Raw genomic sequence first — 19,788 nt, forward strand, 5'->3', positions numbered from 1 at the left:
CGGATGGTCAGCCGATGCGCAGCACGGCGTGGCGGCCGCGGCGCCCCCTGCTGCGGTACGGCCCTGAGGCCGGCTCTTTCGGATCTCGCCGGGCTCGCGGGCCCCTGATCCGGCCCGATCGACAAGACACCCCCTAAGGGCTGTCCCGTAATCCCCGGCGGGCGCACGACGACAGCTACGGCACCTCGCTGCGTTGTCGGAACGCCCGAATACGCCCAGTATGAGGACGCCCCTCCGCCTTGCGATGCACCGCATCTGACGCCGTGCGCTGATCCGCCGGGGATTACGGGACAGCCCCTAGCCTGTTGCGGCTGTCGAAGACTTGAGGGGGAACATCGTGAAGAACGCCGTGGTCACGCCCGAGGGCGACCGGATCCGCTGGGTCGAACTGGCGGGGGAGGAGCCGGCCCGGGTGTACGTGCACGGGCTCGGGGCCACCTCGCCCGCCTACTTCACGGCGAGCGCTACCCATCCGCTGCTGGCCGGGCGGCGTTCGCTGCTGGTCGATCTGCTGGGCCACGGGCACAGCGACCGGCCCGAGGGGTTCGACTACACCCTCGAAGCGCATGCCGACGCGCTGGCGGCCGCCCTCACCGAGGCCGGTGTGGAGGGCGCCGAGCTGATCGCCCACAGCATGGGCGGGGCCGTGGCCATCGTGCTCGCGGACCGGCACCCCCACCTGGTGTCCCGGCTGGTGCTCGTCGACGCCAACCTGGATCCGCAGCAGCCCGTTCCCGCCGCGCCCGGCAGCAGTGGGTTCGCCTCCTACACCGAAGAGGAGTTCCTGGCCGGGGGCTGGGCCGAGGTGCGGGACAGGGTCGGCGCGCACTGGTGGTCCACGATGCGGCTGGCCGGCCGAACCGCCCTGTACCGCACGGCCGTCCACCTGGCCGCCGGCACCACGCCCACCATGCGCGAGCTGCTGCTGGAGTCGAAGATCCCGCGCACCTACCTGCTGCCCGAGGCGGACGGCCCGCTCCCGGGCGCAGAAGCCCTCCGGGCCTCGGGCGTGTCCGTGGTGTCCGTCCCCGACTGCGGGCACAACATCATGCTCGACAACCCGGACGGCTTCGCCCGAGCCACCGCGGCGGCGCTGGCCCGCGACTGACCTGGCCACCGGCCCTGACCTACCTGACCTACCTGCTTGCCGTGCCTGTCGTGCTTGCCGTGCCTGCCGTGGGTACGGAGTGGGTCAGCCGTGGGTCCGGGGCGTGGAGGCGGTGGCGCCGTCCCGGGGTCCCAGGGAGCCCGGGGACGGCGTGCCGTCGGTCCAGGCGTAGACCCGCTTGCCGCGCACCGCGACCTGGTACTGGTGGGGACCCCGACACTCGGACCGCACACCGTCCCGCAGGCTGCCCGGCCACCACCTGGCGTGCAGATCCGGGGTGCCCACCGGCTTCGGCGTGCCCGTGTCGCACTGGGGGCCGTCCAGCGGGGTCGCGCCGAGGGTGAACCGGATCAGTCGGGCCTCGCCGCTCGTGCGCACCCGTATGCGGACGTCGGTGGCGTCCTTGGGTATCCAGGACGGCAGGGCGAACGGCGCCTTCTCACGCGTGGGGGCATCGGCGGCGCTCGCGAAGCGCTTGCCCTTCTCCTTGTACACCTTGCTGTCGATCGTGTCGGTCACGGGGTTGGGCGGCAGATTGGGCAGAGCGAAGGCGGCAGTGGCGAGGACTCCCACGGTGGCTGCTGCGACAACGAGCGGGCGGCGGTTCATGCTTCCAGTGTCGGGGGGCGGCCCCCGCCGCGCGTCCCTCCTCAGGACGAATCGGGACTGCGCCGCAGGTCCCATACGGACTCATACCTGGGAGGGTGTCGGGTCCAGTTCCGGGGCCGGTTCCGGGTCCGGTCGCTTCTACGCGCAGTAACCGGGGCGTGCCCGGGGGAGTTGGCCGGAGGTGACCCGTCCGCCCAGGCTCCGAGGAACCCCCATGCGCCGTCGCCGCCTCGTCCCCGCCCTCGCCACCGCCGCCGTCACCGCGGTGCTCGCCCTCGCCCCGGCGGCCTGGTCCGCCCCCCAGGTCCCTGCCGACAAACCGCAGGTGCTGAGCCGCTGGACGCAGACCAGCGCCGCCAGTTACCAGGCATGGGCCGAGGCCCGCGAGCACCGGGCGGCCTGGGCCGCGTACGGCTTCGACTGGTCGACGGACCACTGCACCTCGTCCCCCGACAACCCCTTCGGCTTCCCCTTCGCGGACGCCTGCGCGCGCCACGACTTCGGTTACCGAAACCACCGCGCGGCAGGGGTGTTTCCGGCCGCCAAGGCACGGCTGGACCTGGCCTTCCACGCGGACCTGAAGCGGGTCTGCGCGCAGTACTCGGGCCCCCGCAGGAACTCGTGCGACGGCACCGCCTGGACCTACTACCAAGCCGTGCGGCTCCTCGGTATTTCCTAGGGATCACAGGGCCCACACACGCCCCCTCCTCTCGTTCACACGTTCTCCGTTTCTGCTTCACCGATCCGTGTGTCGAACGGCCCTACGCCCCGTGGATTGTCATGCCCGCGGCCATGGGTGGACGGCCGTTTTCAGGCCACGCACGGCTTGTGGGGGAAGGGGGCGGACCGGTGTCTCGGCCACGTTTTCTGTTCGTGTCGTGGGTGGACGTCGCACGACGTCAGGGGCCCGGGCGCGGCGCGGACCAGGGGGGTACCGGCGGCTGTCCCGAGGCGGTGACCTGGCGTCTCCTCGGCGCCAACAACCACGAACTCGGCCGCAGTCCGTACGTGCACAGCAGCCTCACGGCCTGCTGCTCCGCCGTGCAGCGGCTGCGCACGGAGGCCGCCCGGGCCAGCGCACTCGTGGCGATGTCCCCCGGCACCGGCACCGGGACCCCCGACACCGGCACCGGGACCCCCGAAACCGGCACCGGGTCGGCGGCCACCGCCGGGGCCACCGCCGGGGCCGGCGCCGGCGCCTGGACCTGGCAGCTCACCCTCGACGAGCACTGCGTGGCGGTGGCCGTCCGCACCTTCCGCCGCCAGCGCGAATGCCGCCATAGCCTCCAGCTCTTCCTGTCCGCCGTCACCGAGGCGCAGGTCGCCTCCGGCGTCACCTACACCCGGCGGCTGCGCGGTCTGCGGCTGCCCGGCGCGGGTGACGCTCCGGGGCTGGCCGTCCGCGGGGGAGGCCTGCTGTGACCACCGCGACCACGACCGTCGTCGGCCCGCCCGAGCCCGCCGACCGGGGCGACGCGCCCCGCCCCCTCGCCAAGGGCGGCGACCCGGGCGACCGGATCTTCCGCGGCTCCGCCCGCGGCGCCGGCGCCGCGGTCCTCCTGATCATGACCCTGGTCGGCGTCTTCCTCGGCGGCCGCGCCCTGGAAGCCCTGACCGACGCCGGCCCGGCCTTCCTCACCACCTCCGCGTGGGAGCCGGACTCCCACCACTTCGGCATCGCGACCGTCCTCACCGGCACCGTCCTCATCGGAGCCGTCGCCATCGTCTTCGCCGTGCCGCTCGCCGCGGGCACCGCCCTCTACATCACCGAGTACGCGCCGCGCCGCCTCAAGCAGACCCTGATCAGCATGGTCGACCTGATGGCCGCGGTGCCCAGCGTGGTCTACGGCCTGTGGGGGCTGTTCCTGTTCCAGCCGAGCGTCGTGGGCCTGTCCCGCTGGCTCACCACCTACTTCGGATGGTTCCCGCTCTTCGCCGTCGACGGGGACGGCCCCCGCGACCCGCTCAGCCCGAACACCTTCTACACCTCCTCCACCTTCATCGCCGGCATGGTCGTGGCGCTGATGGTCACGCCCATCGCCTGCTCGGTGATGCGCGAGGCCTTCGCCCAGGCACCGCCGGGCGAACGCGAGGGAGCCTTCGCCCTCGGCGCCACCCCCTGGGGCGTCATCCGCTCCGTCGTCCTGCCCTTCGGCAGGGGCGGGATCATCGGCGGCACCATGCTCGGCCTCGGCCGCGCACTGGGGGAGACCATCGCCGTCTACCTGATCATCTCCCCGGTCTTCGAGGTGCAGTGGCACCTCCTCCAGAACGGCGCCAACTCCGTGTCCGCCCTCATCGCCCTGCGCTACGGATCCGCCAGCGAGTTCGGGATGTCCGCCCTGATGGCCGCCGGCCTCGCCCTCTTCCTCATGACCCTCGTCGTCAACTTCATCGCGTCCTCCGTGGTCGCCCGCAGTCGGTCCGGAGCGGGGGCCGAGGCATGACCGTCACCACGCACCCGACCGCCGCGGCCACCGCCGACGCGCCCCGCACCGTCTGTCCCGAGGTCGTCCCCGACGGCCCCGGCGCGCCCGCCGAACAGCGCCGCAACACCTCCTCCCTGCACGCCCGCGACGTCCTCGCCCTGCTCGGGGCCGCGGCCGCCGCACTCGGCCTGACCTCCCTCCTCTTCGGGCGGGTGCTGCCCTTCGACGCGCCGCTCGGCTTCACCGTCGTCCTCTACCTCGCCTTCATGGCGCTGTACGCGGTCCTCGTCTCCCTCGACGAGAACGGCTCGGCCGTCCGCGCCCGCCTCGCCCAGGCCTTCGTCCACAGCATCGCCGCCCTGTTGCTGGCGGCCCTCCTGCTCGTCGTGGGCTACGCCATCGTGCGCGGCCGGGAGGCGCTGGCCCACCTCAACTTCTTCACCGAGGACATGTCCGGCACCGGCCCGCTGGACCCGCTCACCCAGGGCGGGGCCCTGCACGCCATCGTCGGCACCCTGGAGCAGATCGGCATCGCCCTCGCGATCACTGTGCCGTTGGGGCTGGCCTGCGCCGTCTTCCTCAACGAAGTCCCCGGCCGCTACGCGCGGTTCGTCCGCACCATCGTCGAGGCCATGACCGCGCTGCCCTCGATCGTGGCCGGCCTGTTCGTCTACGCCACCTGGATCCTGATCCTCGGCCACGACAAGTCCGGCCTCGCCGCCGCCCTCGCCCTGTCCGTCATGATGCTGCCGATCGTCATCCGGGCCTCCGACGTGGTGATCCGGCTGGTGCCGGGCTCGCTCAAGGAAGCCTCCTACGCCCTCGGCGCCGGCCAGTGGCGCACCGTGTGGACGGTGGTGCTGCCCACCGCCCGCTCCGGGCTGACCACCGCCGTGATCCTGGGTACCGCCCGCGGCATCGGCGAGACCTCCCCGGTGCTGCTCACCTCGGGCATCGCGGCCGGACTGAACGCCAACCCCGTCGAGGGGCCGCAGATGTCGCTGCCGCTCGCCACCTTCAGCCTCGTCGGCTACCCGGACAAGACCATGATCGCCCGCGGGTTCGGCTGCGCCGCGCTGCTGATGGCCCTGGTGCTGCTGCTGTTCGTGCTCGCCCGCATCATCGGCGGCCGGGCTCCCGGCCAGCTCAGCCGCGGCCAGCAGCACCGCCGGGTCCTCGCCTCGGTGCGCGACGCGGAGCGCATGGCGGCCCGGGCCGAGCAGCGCGAGCAGGACCTGACCGCGCAGCCGTTGGGGCCGGCGGAGCCGCACGGGTGGAGTGAGCCGCACGGGCCGGGTGAGCTGCACGGGCCGGGTGAGCCGCACGGGCCGGGCGCGCCGCACCGGCCGGGTGAGCCGCACCGGCCGGGTGAGCTGCACAGGCCCGGGGACCTGCACGGGCCCGGGGAGCCGAAGGGGGTGGACCTCGGCGGGCCGGGAGGGCCGGCTCCGGGGGGTTCCGCTCCGCCCGCGCAGCCGGGCCAGCGGCGGGCCGAGCCCCCGCCCCGGGCGTAGCCGTGCCCGCGCTCCGCGCGTCCCGCCGCACCACGCTCCGTACGAACCGTCACCGATCAGGAGAGTTCCCGATGCCCGGACGACCCCCGGCCCACCACGGACGTGCCCCCTCGGGCGTCCTCGTCCGTGCGCTCGCCCTGCTCCTCGCCGCGGTCGCCGTCGCCCTGCCCGGCGCCGCGCCCGCCGTCGCCGAGAGCTACGTACCGGTGTCCGGCGCCGGTTCCACCTGGAGCCAGAACGCCCTCGACCAGTGGCGCGCCAACGTCAAGCAGTACGGCATGACGGTCAACTACAGCGGCACGGGATCCTCCGACGGCCGCAACCAGTTCCGCAACGGAACCGTCGACTTCGCCGTCTCCGAGATCCCCTACGGCATCAAGGACTCCGGGGTTGTGGACCCGGCGCCCGCGCGGAAGTTCGGCTACATGCCCATCGTCGCGGGCGGCACGGCCTTCATGTACAACCTCAAGATCGGCAACCGTCGGGTCACCAACCTCCGCCTCTCCGGCGAGGTCGTCGCCAAGATCTTCACCGGCGCCATCACCACCTGGAACGACGCCGCCATCAAGGCCGACAACCCGGCCCTCGCCGCCTCGCTGCCCGCCCGCCGGATCGTCCCCGTCGTCCGCTCCGACGGCTCGGGCACCACGGCCCAGCTGACCAACTGGCTGGCCCAGCGCCACGGCGGCCTGTGGGACGCCTACTGCGCCAAGGCCGGCCGCTCCACCCCCTGCGGGCAGACCTCCAACTTCCCGGTCGTCGCGGGCCGCGGCTTCGTCGGCCAGTCCGGTTCCAACGGCGTCTCCGGCTACGTCGCCCAGGACGGCAACGTCGGCACCATCACCTACGTCGAGTACTCCTACGCGGTCGCCACCACCGGCTTCCCGGTCGCCAAGATCCTCAACGGATCGGGCTACTACACCGAGCCCACGGCCCAGAACGTCGCCGTCTCGCTCACCAAGGCCAGGATCGGGGCCGACCTCACCCAGGACCTGTCCCAGGTCTACGACGAGAGCAGCGACCGCCGCAACTACCCGCTCTCCAGCTACAGCTACATGATCATCCCGACCGCGCAGGAAGCGAACTTCAACCCGCAGAAGGGCAAGGCGCTCGGCGCCTTCGCCTACTACTTCCTCTGCGAGGGCCAGCGCTCGGTCGACCGGCTCGGCTACTCGCCGCTGCCGATCAACCTCGTGCAGGCCGGGCTGGAACAGGTCCGCCGCATCCCCGGCGTCACCGCCACCACCATCGACATCAAGAACTGCAAGAACCCGACCTTCTCCGCCGACGGCACCAACACCCTCGCCACCACCGCGCCCCAGCCCGCCGAGTGCGACAAGAAGGGCGCCACCCAGTGCGAGGTCGGCACCGGCGGCAACAAGACCCCCACCCAGACGGGCAGCGCCTCGGGCGGCTCCGGCTCCGGCTCCGGTGGCGCCGCGTCCGGCGGTAGCGGCGGCGGTACGGGCTCGGGCGCGTCCGGCGGAGGCGCCGCGGCCACCGGCGGCTCCGCCACGGGCGGGGGCGGGGCCGACGGCGGGGCGGCCGCGACCGGAGGCTCGGGCTCCGGTTCCGGCGGCTCCGGCTCCGGTGGTGCGGAGGGGGGTGCCGACGGCGGAGCGGGAGCCGTGGACCCGGAGACGGGCCGGCCCCTCGCGGCCGGGGCGGGCGACCTGTTCGGGATCCCCGTCACCACCGCCACCGGCATCGGCGGGCTGCTCCAGACCGCGCTGATGGTGCTGGGCGCGCTGATCCTGCTCGCCCTCACCGTGGGGCCCCCGCTGCTCACCCGGCAGCTGGCCCGGCGACGCACGGGAGGCGGCTCCTGATGCGCGGCCCCCTGACGCGCGGCTCCTTGAGCCGCGACCCCCTGACGCGCAGACTCCGCACGGTCCGGATGCCCCGGATCCCCCGGATCCCCCGGATCCCCCGGATGCTCCGCACGACCCCGCGGCTCCGCCTCGCGCTGGGCGCGCTCTGCCTCGCCCTGCTCCCCGTCGTGGCCGCCACCGGCCCCCTCGGCGCCTTCGGCCCCGGCGCGCAGCACGCGTACGCCGCCGATGGTCCGGCCGCCGACGGATCCGAGGCGACGGTCACCGGCTCCGGCGAATTCGCCACCCTCAAGGTGACCGTCAGCCAGACCCGCAACCTCGTCGACCAGGTCGTCAAGGTGTCCTGGACCGGCGGGGCGCCGACCGTCTCGGACACCGCCTACGCCGCCAACTACCTCCAGATCATGCAGTGCTGGGGCGACGCCGCGACCGGACCCACCACCGACCAGTGCCAGTTCGGCGGCTCCTCGGCGCTGGGCGCGGGCGCCGGCAACCAGGCCGCCGGCGCCTACACCAACAGCCGCCAGCTCAACTACGGCGACCGCCTCAAGGACGCCGAGAACCAGCCGCTGCCGCCGCCCACCCCGAGCGGGATCTCCTTCGCGCCCTTCCGCACGGTGGCCGACGACCCGGTCAGCCCGGGCAACTGGAACGAGTTCTTCGACGTCAACAGCACGAACGAGGTCCCCTACGCCCGCACCAACGCCCGCGGCACCGGCGAAATCTGGTTCGAGACCCAGACCGCCATCGAGGCCCCCGGCCTCGGCTGCGGCGCCGCCGTCCGCGATCCGCAGGGCGCCACCACCGGCCGCGGCTGCTGGCTGGTGGTCGTCCCGCGCGGCACCGCCGAGATCGACGGGAGCCCGTACACCGGCCAGTCCGGCGGACAGCTCCAGTCCTCCCCGCTCAGCCCGGCGAACTGGAAGCACCGCCTCGTCGTTCCCCTCGGCTTCGAACCGCTCGGCAGCTTCTGCCCGATCGGTGCCGAGGAGCGCGGCACGCTCGGCAGCGAGATGGCCGCCGAGGCCGTCACCCGCTGGCAGCCGGCCCTGTGCCAGACCGGCGGCAAGGCCATCTACGGCTACGCCCAGGTCCCGGACGAGACGGCCCGCGTCAAACTCCTCTCCGGCGCCCCCGGCCTCGTCTTCCTCGGCCGCCCCGCAGCACCCGCCGAGACCAAGCGGCCCGTCTACGCGCCGGTCGCCCTCTCCGGCATCACCATCGGCTACTTCATCGAGAGCCAGGCCGGTTTCGGCGCCCCCGACGAGGTCAAGGCCCGCAACGGGACCCGCCTCGGCTCCCTGCGCCTGACCCCGCGGCTCGTCGCGAAGCTGCTGACCGAGTCGTACAAGGACGGCAACTCGCGCTTCGCCGAGAGCACCGCGAAGAACCCGGAGAACCTGGGCCGCGACCCGGAGTTCATCCGCCACAACCCCGACTACACGGGCCTCGACTTCGGCGGCAAGCTCGGCGACGCCCTCGTACCGCAGCCGCTCGCCGACACCACCCGCCAGCTGTGGGAGTGGGTGGCACAGGACGCGGCGGCCCGGGAGTTCCTGACCGGGGTGCCCGACAACGCGGGCACCCACGGGGACCGCGCGTACGCGGGCATGGCCGTCAACCCGCACTACAAGGACCTGGCGCTGCCGGTCGACAGCTTCCCCAAGAGCGACCCGTACTGCCAGCCCTTCGACGACCGGCCCTCCTTCCCGCTCTGCATCCAGGACAAGCACCCGTACGCGAGCGACATGCACGCCGCCGCCCGCGCGGCGAGCCGCGGCGACACCCTCGCCCGTACCTCCTGGGACGCGACCGCCACGCCCCCCGCCTACAAGAAGGACCCGCCGCAGCCGGCCGGCGCCCGGGCGGTGCTCGCCGTCACCGACACCGCCACCGCCGACCGGTACGGCCTCGTGCGCGCCGAACTCCTCAACGCGGCGGGCCGGTTCGTGGCACCGGAACCGGCCGGTCTCATCGCCGCAGCGGGCGCCCGCAAGGCCGGTCCGGACGGCGTGAGCGGCGTCAGTTCCCCCGACCCCGCGGCCAAGGACCCGGCGGCCTACCCGCTCACCGTCCTCACCTACGCGGCGACCGTGCCCGCCGACCTCACGGTGGCGGAGGGCAAGGACTACGGCAGCCTCCTCGCCTACGCGGCCGACCGGGGCCAGACCCCGGGCGTGGCCGCCGGAACCCTGCCGCACGGCTACGCCCCGCTGCCCGAGGCCCTACGGGCACAGACCCGCGAGGCCGCGCGCAAGGTCACGGCCGAGGCGGGCAAGAAGCCGGCTCCCGGCGGGTCGGCGGGCGCCGAGGCGGGCGGAGCCACTGCCTCCGGCGGTACGTCGGCCACCGCGGGCGGTTCCGTCGGCGGCGCGGCAGCCGCCCCGGGTTCGGGCGGGTCCACCGCCACCGGCGGCTCCGCCCCCGTCCCCGGATCCGCCGCGGGCGGCGCGGCTGCGGCCGCTGCCCCTCCGGCCGCACCCGGCACATCCGGCGCACCCGCTGCACCGGCCGCCACCGCAGGCCAGGCGCCCGCCGCGCGGGCCACCGGTGACACCCCGCGCTGGGTGGTCGGAGCCATCCGGCACGTGCTGCTGATCTGCCTGGTCGTGGGCGCGCTCGCGGCCTTCGCCGGCCCGCTGCTGCCCCGCTTCTGGCCCCGTCTCCTGCCCCACCTGCGCGCGCTGCGCGCGGGCGCCGCCCACCGCGACGAAGGGAGGTGATACCCGGCCACAACCGTCCGATTCGTCCGCGCCAACGGAACTTCACCCAACGCGTGCCGGGCACCACCCGGGGCGCAGCCTAGCTGAGGGGCAAACCCGCGTGAACAAGAAGAAGATCGCCTTCGCCGCCGCGGCGGCCGCACTGGCGCTCGGTGCCACCGGCGCCAGCATGGCCTTCGCCGACCCGGCCGGCCCGCCGCAGTACCGCCAGCTGTCCGGTGTCGGCTCGGACACCACCCAGGACGTCATGAACGGCCTGGCCGCGGCCATCACCGTCAACGGCCAGAAGGTCATCGGCTCCTACGACGCCACCGGCTCCGCGAACATCACCACCAAGGACCCGGCGGCCAACCCGAACTGCACCATCGCCCGCCCCAACGGCAGCGGCGCAGGCCGCTCCGCACTGCTGACCTCCCTCCAGGCGAGCAACGGCTGTCTGGACTTCGCCCGTTCCTCCTCCCTCAACCTGGCGGCCGCGGCCCCGGGCCTGACGTACGTTCCGTTCGCGGTGGACGGCGTCAGCTACGCGATCACCCCCGGTTCGGCGATCCCGCGCAAGCTGTCGCTGACCGACCTGAAGGCGATCTACCACTGCGACCCGAACTACGTGGGCGCGGGCCCGAACTACGACATGACCGTCTACCTGCCGCAGGCCGGTTCGGGCACCCGTAGCTTCTGGGAGTCCCAGATGGGCATCACCGACGCCGACGTCGTCGCGGGCGTCTACCCCTGCATCAAGGACAAGAAGGGCAGCGCCCCGGTCCAGGAGCACGACGGCCGCGTCCTCGACGACAAGTCGATCGTGCCGTTCTCCATCGCGCAGTACCAGTCGCAGTCCTCGCAGACCATCGCCGACCTGCGCGGCCGCGCCATCCTCGGCACCGTCGACGGCCTGGCGCCCACCGTGCTCAACAGCGGTTTCGGCGTGAAGCGCGACGTCTACAACGTCATTCCGACCAGCAAGGTCGCCACCGCGCCCTGGAGCACGGTCTTCGTCGGCGCGAACTCCGAGATCTGCAAGCAGGCCGCAGTGATCAACACCTACGGCTTCGCGACGAACCCGAACTGCGGCGACACCACCAAGCAGACCCCCTGAGCACGGATCGCTGATCCCCGAACGAGCCTTGATCTTCTGATTCTGGAGACCGTTGTGCTGAAGAACAGAGTTTCACGGGCCCTGGCCCTGGGCGTCGCCACGGTGACCGCCGCCTTCGCGGCAGGTCTCGCGGGCGCGAGCGCCGCGTACGCCGCCCCGATCGGCACCATCGAGATCAACCCGGCGACCGGCGCCGACACGTCCGGCATCGCCTTCACCACCTCCGGCGCCTGCCCGGCGAACGCCACCAACGTGCTGGTGAAGGTGGAGGGTTCCGGCTTCCCCACCGGCGGGCTGAACGTGGTCGGCAACTCCCCGATCACCACCTACCCGACCGCCCCGAACGGCGGCATGGTCATCCCGCTGACCTCCACCATGCGGGACTACGCCAGCCAGGCGGGCTTCACCACCCTGCAGGGCAAGTACGACTTCACGGTCATCTGCCGGACGGCCTTCAACGGCACCAGCCTCGGCGACTACACCGGCGCCGTGTGGTTCACCTCGAACACCACCTACCAGAACACCGACCCGGCGGTGAAGACCGACACCACCACCGCGCTCGCGGTCACCCCGGCCGGCCCGGCCCAGGCGGGCACCCCGGTCACCCTCACCGCCACGGTGGCCCCGGCCGGCGCCGGCGGCACCGTCCAGTTCAAGGACGGCGCGAACAACCTCGGCACCGCCGCCACCGTCGTGAACGGCACCGCTGCCCTCACCACCAGCAACCTCGCCGCCGGCACGCACGACCTGACAGCCGTCTTCACCCCGGCGAGCGCCTCGTACAACGGCTCGACCTCGGCCCACGTCTCCTACGTGGTCACGGCCGTCCCGGCGGCGTCGACCACGACCGCGCTCGCGGTCTCCCCGGCCTCCACCGCGCCGCAGTTCAGCCCGGTGACCCTGACCGGTACGGTCACGCCCGCGGGCGCGGCCGGCGCGGTGAAGTTCACCGACACGGCGGGCGGCAACACCACCACCCTGGGCACCGTCCCCGTCGCGAACGGCACCGCCGTACTGACCACCAGCAGCCTGCCGGTCGGCGCCCACTCCTTCACCGCCGTCTTCGTGCCGGCCGACGCGGGCGCCTTCACCGGCTCCGACTCGGGCGCGATCCCGTACACGGTCGGCGCGTTCACCGGAGTCACCGCCTCCGAGACCATCACCACGACCGTCAACGCCGGCGCGCTCGTCATCAGCGTCGCCAACCCGCAGGTCACCCTGCCCTCGCCGGTCCTGAACGCCGACGGCGACCTGCTGACCACCGCCGGGTCCATCAACCCGGTCACCCTCACCGACACGCGGGCCGGCAACCCGGGCTGGACCATCAGCGGCCAGGTCACCGACTTCTCCGACGGCGCCACGCACGCCATCAACGGCCAGAACCTCGGCTGGTCCCCGAAGCTCGTCGACAAGGCCCCCGCCCAGACCGTCACGGCCGGCTCCGCCGTCGCGGCGGCGCACGGCGCCGGCGCCGGTGATGCGGGCACCGCGGGCCTGAAGTCCGCCCGCACCCTCGCGAACGGCGCCGGCCTCGGCACCGCGCACGTCACCGCCGACCTGGCGCTGAACGTCCCGACCTCCACGGTGGCCGGCACCTACAGCGCCACCCTCACCCTCACCGCCATCTGATCCAGGCGTGAGCTCCGGGGCGGAACGGGCCCTTCCCAGTGCGCCGCCCGTCCCGCCCCGCCCCTGACGCCTCGATCTCCCGATCGGCTCGACTGCCCTGATTGCTCTGATCGCCCCGACTGAACCGATCGTCTCCCTACACCCGGATCGGACCCCCGCGCCATGACCTCCACCGCCCCTACCCGGCGCCGTCCGGGCCCGTCCGCAGCCGCTGCCACCGGCACCGGCACCGGCACGGCCGCCGCCGTGCTGCTGGCCCTGCTGCTCGCGCTGTTCGCCGCACCGGCGGCGCACGCGGTCCCGGCACCCGCGGAGGACCGGAAGTCCACCTTCGGCGTGCAGCCGGCCGGTCCCAAGGAACCGGACGCCCGCGCCCACTTCTCGTACGGGGTCACCGGCGGCGCGGGGCTGCGGGACCAGATCGCCGTCTGGAACTACGGCGACGAGCCGCTGACCGTCGCCGTCTACGCGAGCGACGCCGTCAACACCGCCGACGGCGGCTTCGACCTGCTCCCGGCCGGCCAGGCCCCGAAGGACGCGGGCAGCTGGATCAAGCTGGAGAAGGACACGGTCACGGTCCCGCCGAAGGCCAACGTCATCGTGCCCTTCACCCTCGCCGTCCCCCGGGACGCCACCCCCGGCGACCACACCGCCGGCATCGTCGCGACCCTCGCCGGCGGCGGCCAGGACGCCCAGGGCAACAAGGTCCGCCTCGACCAGCGCGTCGGCACCCGCGTCTACCTCCGTCTCGCCGGGGAGCTGACCCCGCGCCTCGCCGTGGAGGACGTGCAGGCCTCGTACGCGGGCACCCCCAACCCCTTCGGCACCGGCTCGGCCACCGTGACGTACACCCTGCGCAACACCGGCAACGTCCGCCTCGGCGCCCGGCAGGCCGTACGCATCAACGGCATGCTCGGCGGCTCCGTCACCGCGGGCGGCCTCAAGGACCTCGGTGACCTGCTGCCCGGCAGCTCCCTGACCATCACGGCGAAGGCCGACGGCGTGAGGCCCGCGCTGCGCTCCTCCGCCGTCGTCTCCGTCCAAGCGGTCGCCACCCGCGAAGGCGTGGACCCCAAACTCCCGTCCCTGACCCGCTCGGTGTCGCTGTGGACGGTCCCGTGGACGCTGCTCGCCCTGGTTCTCGCGATCACCGCGTGCGGGCTGTGGCTGTGGCGCCGCCGGCGCCTGGCCCGGGCCGCGGCCACCGCGTCGGCGCGCCGGCGCACCACACCCGAGATCGCCAAGAAGGAGCCCATCGTGCACTTCACCCGTCCCACCCGGCGCGACGCGGCCGGAGCGGCCGTCCTCGTCGCCGCCGTCGTGACCCTGGCCGCCGCGGCCCTGCCCGGTGCAGCGGCCGAGGCCGCCCAGGCCGGCACGGCGGTGATCAACCCGGCCACGGGCACCGACACCACCAGCGTCGACCTCGCCACCTCGGCGGCCTGCCCGGCACCCGCCACCAACGTCCTGGTGAAGGTCACCGGAAAGGGCTTCCCGGCCGAGGGCAAGAACGTGGTGGGCAACTCCCCGATCTCCACGTACGGGCAGGCCCCGTCGGGCGGCATCGTCATCCCGCTGACGATGACCATGCGCGACTACGCCAACGAGGCCGGCTTCACCACCCTGGAGGGCCGCTACGACCTGACGGTGGTGTGCCGCAAGGCCTTCGGCAGCGAGACGTACGGGGACTTCACCGGGTCGATGTGGTTCACGTCGAACACGGAGTACCGGACGACGGACCCCGGCGGCGCCCAGCCCACCCCGACCCCGACCCCGACGCCCACCCCGAAGCCCACGCCCACGTCCACGCAGACGTCGAGCCCGAGCCCGACCACGAGCCCGACGCCGACCACGACCTCCACCCCGGACCCCTCCGCGACCCCGACGCCGACCACCACGGCCACCGCCACCGGCGGCACCGGACTGGGCCTGTCCACCAACGTCACCACCGGCGGCACGGGAACCACCGCGGGCAGCACCTCCGGCAGCGGCGCCACTGGTGGCTCCGGCTCCGGCAAGGGCGGCGGCCTGGCCGACACGGGTACGGACGCCGTCACCCTCGCCCTGATCGCCGCGGGCCTGGTGCTGACCGGCGGCACCGCCGTCTGGTGGGCCCGTCGCCGCGGGCTGCTGAGCTTCCCGGGAGCCTCCGGCACCCCGCGCAACTGAAACAGCCGTAGCAGTAGCAGCCGTAGCAGCCGCGTAGCAGCCGCGGTAACAGCAATCGAGCGACGGAGAAGGACAGATGACCGCCACCGCCACCGAGCCGGTGGACGTGCTCCCCGAACCCGCCGGAGCCGTCCGTGCTCCGGCGGGGCCGGGGTCCGCCCCGGCAGCCGGCCCCGGCCTGTGGGCCACCGGCGCCGCCCTGGCCATCCTGGGTGCGCTCCTCCTCGGCTTCGTCGCCGAGGTCGGGCCGCTCGGCCACCTCCGGCACGAACGCGACCGCCGGGTCGGGTACGCCGAACTGCGCGACCAGCTTGCCAACGCCACCGCCCCGCTGGGCCCGACCGAGGTCGGCGCCCCCGTCGCGCTGCTGACCATCCCGCAGATCGGCGTACGGGAGGTGGTCCGCGAGGCGACCACCGCCGAGGTGCTGGCAGCGGGCCCCGGGCACCGCCGCGACACCGTGCTGCCCGGCCAACCCGGAACCAGCATCCTCATGGGCCGCCAGGCGGGCTACGGCGGTCCGTTCGGCCACATCGGCGACCTGGAGCGGGGCGAGACCTTCACCGTCACCACGGGGCAGGGCGAGCACGCGTACCGGGTCCTCGGCGTCCGCCGGGCCGGGGACCCGCAACCCGCCCGGCCGACGGGGGAGGCGGGCCTGCTGACCCTGATGACTGCCGACGGAACCCCGTACATGCCGAGCGGTGTGCTCCAGGTCGACGCCGAACTCGTCTCGCCCGCCCAGCAGTCCGGCGGACGCGCCCCCGGTCGGCTGCCCGCCGACGAGGCCCCGATGGCCGGGCAGTCCGCGGCCTGGATGCCGCTGATCCTGTGGGGCCAGGCCCTCCTGCTCGCGGCGGCCGCCCTGGCCTGGGCCCGCGTCCGCTGGGGCCGCGCCCACACCTGGCTGGTGGGCTTCCCCGCACTGGCCGCCCTCGGCCTCGCCGTGTCCGACCAAGCCGCCCTGCTCCTGCCCAACCTCCTGTGAACGAGGCCCCCATGACCGAGACGCTCACCCTGCCCCAGGCCACCTCCACGGGTGCCTCCTCCCTGGACGCCCGCGGGATCTCCGCCTGGTTCGGCGGCCGCAAGGTCCTCAGCCGGGTCTCGCTGGAGATGCCCGCCAGCCGGGTGACGGCCCTGATCGGCCCCTCGGGCTGCGGGAAGTCGACCTTCCTGCGCATCCTCAACCGCATGCACGAGCTGATCCCGGGCGCCGAACTGGCCGGGGAGGTCCTGCTCGACGGTGAAGACGTCTACGCCCGCGGCCGCCGGCTGACGGACGCCCGCCGCCGCATCGGCATGGTCTTCCAGAAGCCGAACCCCTTCCCCGCGATGTCGGTCTACGACAACGTCACGGCGGGCCTGAAGCTCACGGGCGTGCGCGCCCCGGGGGCCGTGAAGGACGACCTGGTCGAGGAGTGCCTGAGCAAGGCGGGGCTGTGGAAGGAGGTCCGCGACCGCCTGCGCCAGCCCGGCGGCGCCCTCTCCGGAGGCCAGCAGCAGCGCCTGTGCATCGCCCGCTCGCTGGCGGTCCGCCCGCGGGTGCTCCTCATGGACGAACCCTGCTCCGCCCTGGACCCCACGTCGACCCGCCGCATCGAGGAGACCATCCGGGACCTGGCCGAGGAGGTCACCATCGTGATCGTCACCCACAACATGCAGCAGGCGGCCCGCGTCTCCGACCAGTGCGCCTTCTTCCTCGCCGAGCAGGGCACCCCGGGCCGGATCGTCGAGCACGGCTCCACCCCGGCGATGTTCTCCGCCCCCTCGGACCAGCGCACCGCGGACTACGTCGAGGGCCGCTTCGGCTGACGTCCTGCCCTCGTCCCGTGGCGGTGGCGGTGGCGGTGGCGGTGGCGGTGGCGGTGGCGTCCGCCGCTCCGCTCAGCAGCACAGGACCGGGACGTGCTGGACCAGGTTGTTCCCGAAACCGCCCCGGTTCCAGGGCTGTTCGAGGGGCTGCGTGCCGCCCTCGGCGTCCGTGGCGCGGACGGTGAGCGCGTGGCGGCCCGGCTCCGCCGCCCAGACACAGGACCAGGCCTGCCACGCCCACCGGTGCGGCCCCGGCGGCGCGACCTCGGCCCGGATCCAGGAGCCGCCCCCGTCGGCGCTCACCTCCACCCGGTCGACGGCCCCGTGGCCGGACCAGGCCCGCCCCTCCAGCGGTACGGGGCCGGGGTGCACGACACGGGTGCGGGACATGAAGTCGGGGAATCCGGGCGGGACCATCAGGGCGCGCGGCGCGATCCGGGTGACCGGCTCGCCGGGGTCGTCCGGATCGTCGGCGGCCCGCCGGTAGCGGTAGGCCACGGCCTGCTGGAACCCGGTGAACGGCGCGTCGACGAGGGTGATCTCGCGCAGCCACTTGACGTGCGCCATGCCGTACCAGCCGGGGACGACCAGCCGCAGCGGACACCCGTGCTGCGGGGGCAGGGGCAGGCCGTTCATGGCGTAGGCGATCAGCACCTCGGGGTCGTCCCCGGTGGCGGCGGCCACCGGCAGGCTGCGCCGGTAGTCCTGCTCGACGCCGCGCTCGACCCCGTGGTCGGCGCCGGTGAACACGGCCTCGACGGCGTCCTCCCGCACCCCGGCCGCGGCGAGCACCAGACGCAGCGGTACGCCCGTCCAGTCGGCGGTGCCCACCGCCTCGACCAGCCACGGCTGGCTGACCGGTCGGGGCGTCAGGCGGGCCCGGCCGTTGCCCGCGCACTCCATGGTGACGCGGTGGGTGACCGCGGGGAACGCGCGCAGGGCGGCGAGGTCCAGGGCCAGCGGGGTACGGACCCGGCCGCCGACGGTGAGGGTCCAGCCGGCCGGGTCGGCGGCGGGTATGTCGTAGTGGACCAGGACGTAGTGCAGCCCGGGCGGCGTGACCTCGTAGCGCAGGGCCTCCAGCGGAAGGCCGTGGTTGCGGGCCGCGAGCGCCAGCTCCTCCGGGCCGATGCCCTCACCGGGCGACGCGATGCGGCCCGGGGTGCTGACATCCTGCACCGACGCCTGCTCCATCTCCTCATCGTCGCGCGTGCCGCGGCTGCCGCGCCACCGCTGCCGCCAGCGAGCCCACCCCGTCCGGTCGCTCCTACGGCTGCACCAGGTGGCGGGTGAACCAGTCGCGGGCCAGGCCGGCCACCTCGTCCAGGGCCCCCGGCTCCTCGAAGAGGTGGGTGGCCCCCGGGACGATCTCCAGCCGGTTCTCGCAGCGCAGCTCGCGCTGGGCCCGCCGGTTGAGGTCGAGCACCGTCGAGTCCCGGCCCCCCACGATCAGCAGCGTGGGGGCCCGTACGGTGGCGAGCCGCGCACCGGCCAGGTCCGGGCGACCACCGCGGGACACCACGGCGCCGATCTCGGCGCCCGGCTCCCCGGCCGCCCACAGCGCGGCGGCGGCCCCGGTGCTCGCCCCGAACCAGCCCGTCGGGAGGAGCTCGCGGCGGCGCAGCCAGGCGGTGGCGGCCGCGAGCCGCCCGGCCAGGGTCTCAATGTCGAAGACGTTGGCCCGGTCGGCCTCCTCGTCGGGCGTGAGCAGGTCGAGGAGCAGGGTGGCGAGGCCCGCCCGGTTGAGGTCCGCGGCCACCGACCGGTTGCGCGGGCTGTGGCGGCTGCTGCCGGAGCCGTGCGCGAACACCACGACCGCCCCGACGTCCTCCGGCAGGGCGAGGTCCCCGGCCAGGACGAGGCCGCCGGCTTCCACCTCGACCTCGACGGCCCGGACGGGCGGGCGGGTGACGGGGTCGGCCGCCGCCCGGGCCAGCAGGAAGACGACCTCCTCGTCGGGGGTCTGGGAGAAGTCCTGGTACCACTCGCCGACGGCCCGGAAGGCGTGCGGCGTGGCCAGGCACACCACCTCGTCGGCCGCGGTGCCCAGCCGGGTGACCGCGTCGGGCGGGGCCACCGGAACGGCCAGTACCACGCGCGCCGCACCCTGCGCCCGTACGACCTCGCACGCGGCGACCGCCGTGGCCCCGGTCGCGATCCCGTCGTCCACGACGATCACGGTCCGACCCTCCAGGGGCACCCGCGGCCGGTCCCCGCGGAACCTGGTGGCCTGCCGGGCGAGCTCCGCCGTCTCGGCGCGCTCGACCGCCTCGATGTCCTGCGGTCCCAGGCGGCTGCCGCGAACGATGTCCTCGCTGAGGACGCGTACGCCGCCCTCGCCGATGGCGCCGAAGCCCAGCTCACGGTGGTAGGGGACGCCGAGCTTGCGCACCACGATCACATCGAGCGGGGCGCCGAGCGCGCGGGCCACCCGGTAGGCGACCGGGACCCCGCCGCGGGGCAGGCCCAGTACGACGGGATGCTCCGCCTTCAGGTACCGGAGCGCTTCGGCGAGCCGCTCGCCGGCCTCCGCGCGATGGGTGAACAGCACGATGGCTCACCCCCAACCCAGGGGAGACGGAAACCACGTACCCATCTCCTTCGACGCAACCGCATCCCCGGCCTTCCCGCAAGTCGGTCAGGGCGCGACGGGAGCCCGCCCGAAGAACCGGCCCGCGAGGCCGACGCCCACGACCGCGCACTCCGTACCGCTCGCCGGTCGCCGGTCGCCGGTTGCGGACCGGAAGCCGATGGCGGCCGGTGACCTCGAGCGCCCGTGCCCGGTCGGACGCAAGCGGCTCCGGGTCCCGCTCCACGACGACTTCGACGACCGGGAGCCGCCCCGGAGCGGGCGGCCCGGACCG

15 protein-coding genes are annotated in these 19,788 nt (G+C 74.1%); 12 read left to right on the forward strand and 3 right to left on the reverse strand.

The features are described from left to right. Positions 1-337 precede the first annotated feature (337 nt). Positions 338-1,108 (forward strand): alpha/beta fold hydrolase, encoded by a 771-nt coding sequence (locus OG594_RS07195; protein WP_266596346.1) that lies wholly within the window; start codon positions 338-340, stop codon positions 1,106-1,108. A gap of 84 nt (positions 1,109-1,192) precedes the next feature. Here OG594_RS07195 and OG594_RS07200 read toward each other — a convergent pair whose 3' ends face one another. Beyond that, positions 1,193-1,717 carry a hypothetical protein gene (locus OG594_RS07200; protein WP_266596353.1) on the reverse strand — a complete coding sequence of 175 codons (525 nt, stop codon included), beginning with the start codon at positions 1,715-1,717 and terminating at the stop codon, positions 1,193-1,195. 214 nt (positions 1,718-1,931) lie between these two features. Between OG594_RS07200 and OG594_RS07205 the strand changes: the two genes are divergently transcribed. The 11 genes from OG594_RS07205 to OG594_RS07255 all read left to right on the forward strand — a co-directional run bounded on the left by OG594_RS07205 (position 1,932) and on the right by OG594_RS07255 (position 16,924). Further along, the gene (locus OG594_RS07205) at positions 1,932-2,396 is read left to right on the forward strand and encodes a phospholipase (protein WP_266596355.1); all 465 of its coding nucleotides are present in this window, start codon (positions 1,932-1,934) and stop codon (positions 2,394-2,396) included. Positions 2,397-2,671: 275 nt separating this feature from the next. Further along, positions 2,672-3,139, forward strand: a complete 468-nt coding sequence (locus OG594_RS07210) for a hypothetical protein (RefSeq protein ID WP_266596357.1) — start codon at positions 2,672-2,674, stop codon at positions 3,137-3,139. Next, positions 3,136-4,164, forward strand: coding sequence for a phosphate ABC transporter permease subunit PstC (gene pstC / locus OG594_RS07215; protein WP_266596359.1), 1,029 nt, complete (start codon positions 3,136-3,138; stop codon positions 4,162-4,164). Before OG594_RS07210 ends, pstC begins: the two co-directional genes overlap by 4 nt. Next, positions 4,161-5,660, forward strand: a complete 1,500-nt coding sequence (pstA, locus tag OG594_RS07220) for a phosphate ABC transporter permease PstA (protein WP_266596361.1) — start codon at positions 4,161-4,163, stop codon at positions 5,658-5,660. Before pstC ends, pstA begins: the two co-directional genes overlap by 4 nt. A 71-nt stretch (positions 5,661-5,731) precedes the next feature. Further along, complete coding sequence (locus tag OG594_RS07225) at positions 5,732-7,489, forward strand: phosphate ABC transporter substrate-binding protein PstS (RefSeq protein ID WP_266596363.1); 1,758 nt, start codon at positions 5,732-5,734, stop codon at positions 7,487-7,489. Continuing rightward, on the forward strand, positions 7,489-10,215 hold the full coding sequence (locus tag OG594_RS07230; RefSeq protein ID WP_266596365.1) for a hypothetical protein: 2,727 nt from the start codon (positions 7,489-7,491) through the stop codon (positions 10,213-10,215). The genes OG594_RS07225 and OG594_RS07230 overlap by 1 nt, the downstream gene beginning before the upstream one ends. Before the next feature lie 100 nt (positions 10,216-10,315). Beyond that, on the forward strand, positions 10,316-11,311 hold the full coding sequence (locus OG594_RS07235) for a substrate-binding domain-containing protein (protein WP_266596366.1): 996 nt from the start codon (positions 10,316-10,318) through the stop codon (positions 11,309-11,311). 54 nt (positions 11,312-11,365) lie between these two features. Then, a complete protein-coding gene (locus OG594_RS07240) occupies positions 11,366-12,940 on the forward strand; it encodes an Ig-like domain repeat protein (RefSeq protein WP_266596368.1) in 1,575 nt (524 codons plus the stop codon). A 162-nt stretch (positions 12,941-13,102) separates the two neighbouring features. Further along, entirely contained in the window at positions 13,103-15,109 is a 2,007-nt protein-coding gene (locus tag OG594_RS07245) for a DUF916 domain-containing protein (RefSeq protein ID WP_266596370.1), read from the forward strand. Between the two features lie 76 nt (positions 15,110-15,185). Continuing rightward, complete coding sequence (locus tag OG594_RS07250) at positions 15,186-16,097, forward strand: sortase (RefSeq protein ID WP_266596372.1); 912 nt, start codon at positions 15,186-15,188, stop codon at positions 16,095-16,097. Between the two features lie 11 nt (positions 16,098-16,108). After that, positions 16,109-16,924, forward strand: coding sequence for a phosphate ABC transporter ATP-binding protein (locus OG594_RS07255; protein WP_266596374.1), 816 nt, complete (start codon positions 16,109-16,111; stop codon positions 16,922-16,924). Between the two features lie 72 nt (positions 16,925-16,996). Here OG594_RS07255 and OG594_RS07260 read toward each other — a convergent pair whose 3' ends face one another. Beyond that, positions 16,997-18,118 (reverse strand): sulfite oxidase, encoded by a 1,122-nt coding sequence (locus OG594_RS07260; RefSeq protein ID WP_266596375.1) that lies wholly within the window; start codon positions 18,116-18,118, stop codon positions 16,997-16,999. Between the two features lie 73 nt (positions 18,119-18,191). Next, on the reverse strand, positions 18,192-19,475 hold the full coding sequence (locus OG594_RS07265; protein WP_266596376.1) for a phosphoribosyltransferase: 1,284 nt from the start codon (positions 19,473-19,475) through the stop codon (positions 18,192-18,194). Positions 19,476-19,788: the final 313 nt, after the last annotated feature.

This window comes from Streptomyces sp. NBC_01214 (assembly GCF_026340975.1).
GTDB lineage: Bacteria > Actinomycetota > Actinomycetes > Streptomycetales > Streptomycetaceae > Streptomyces.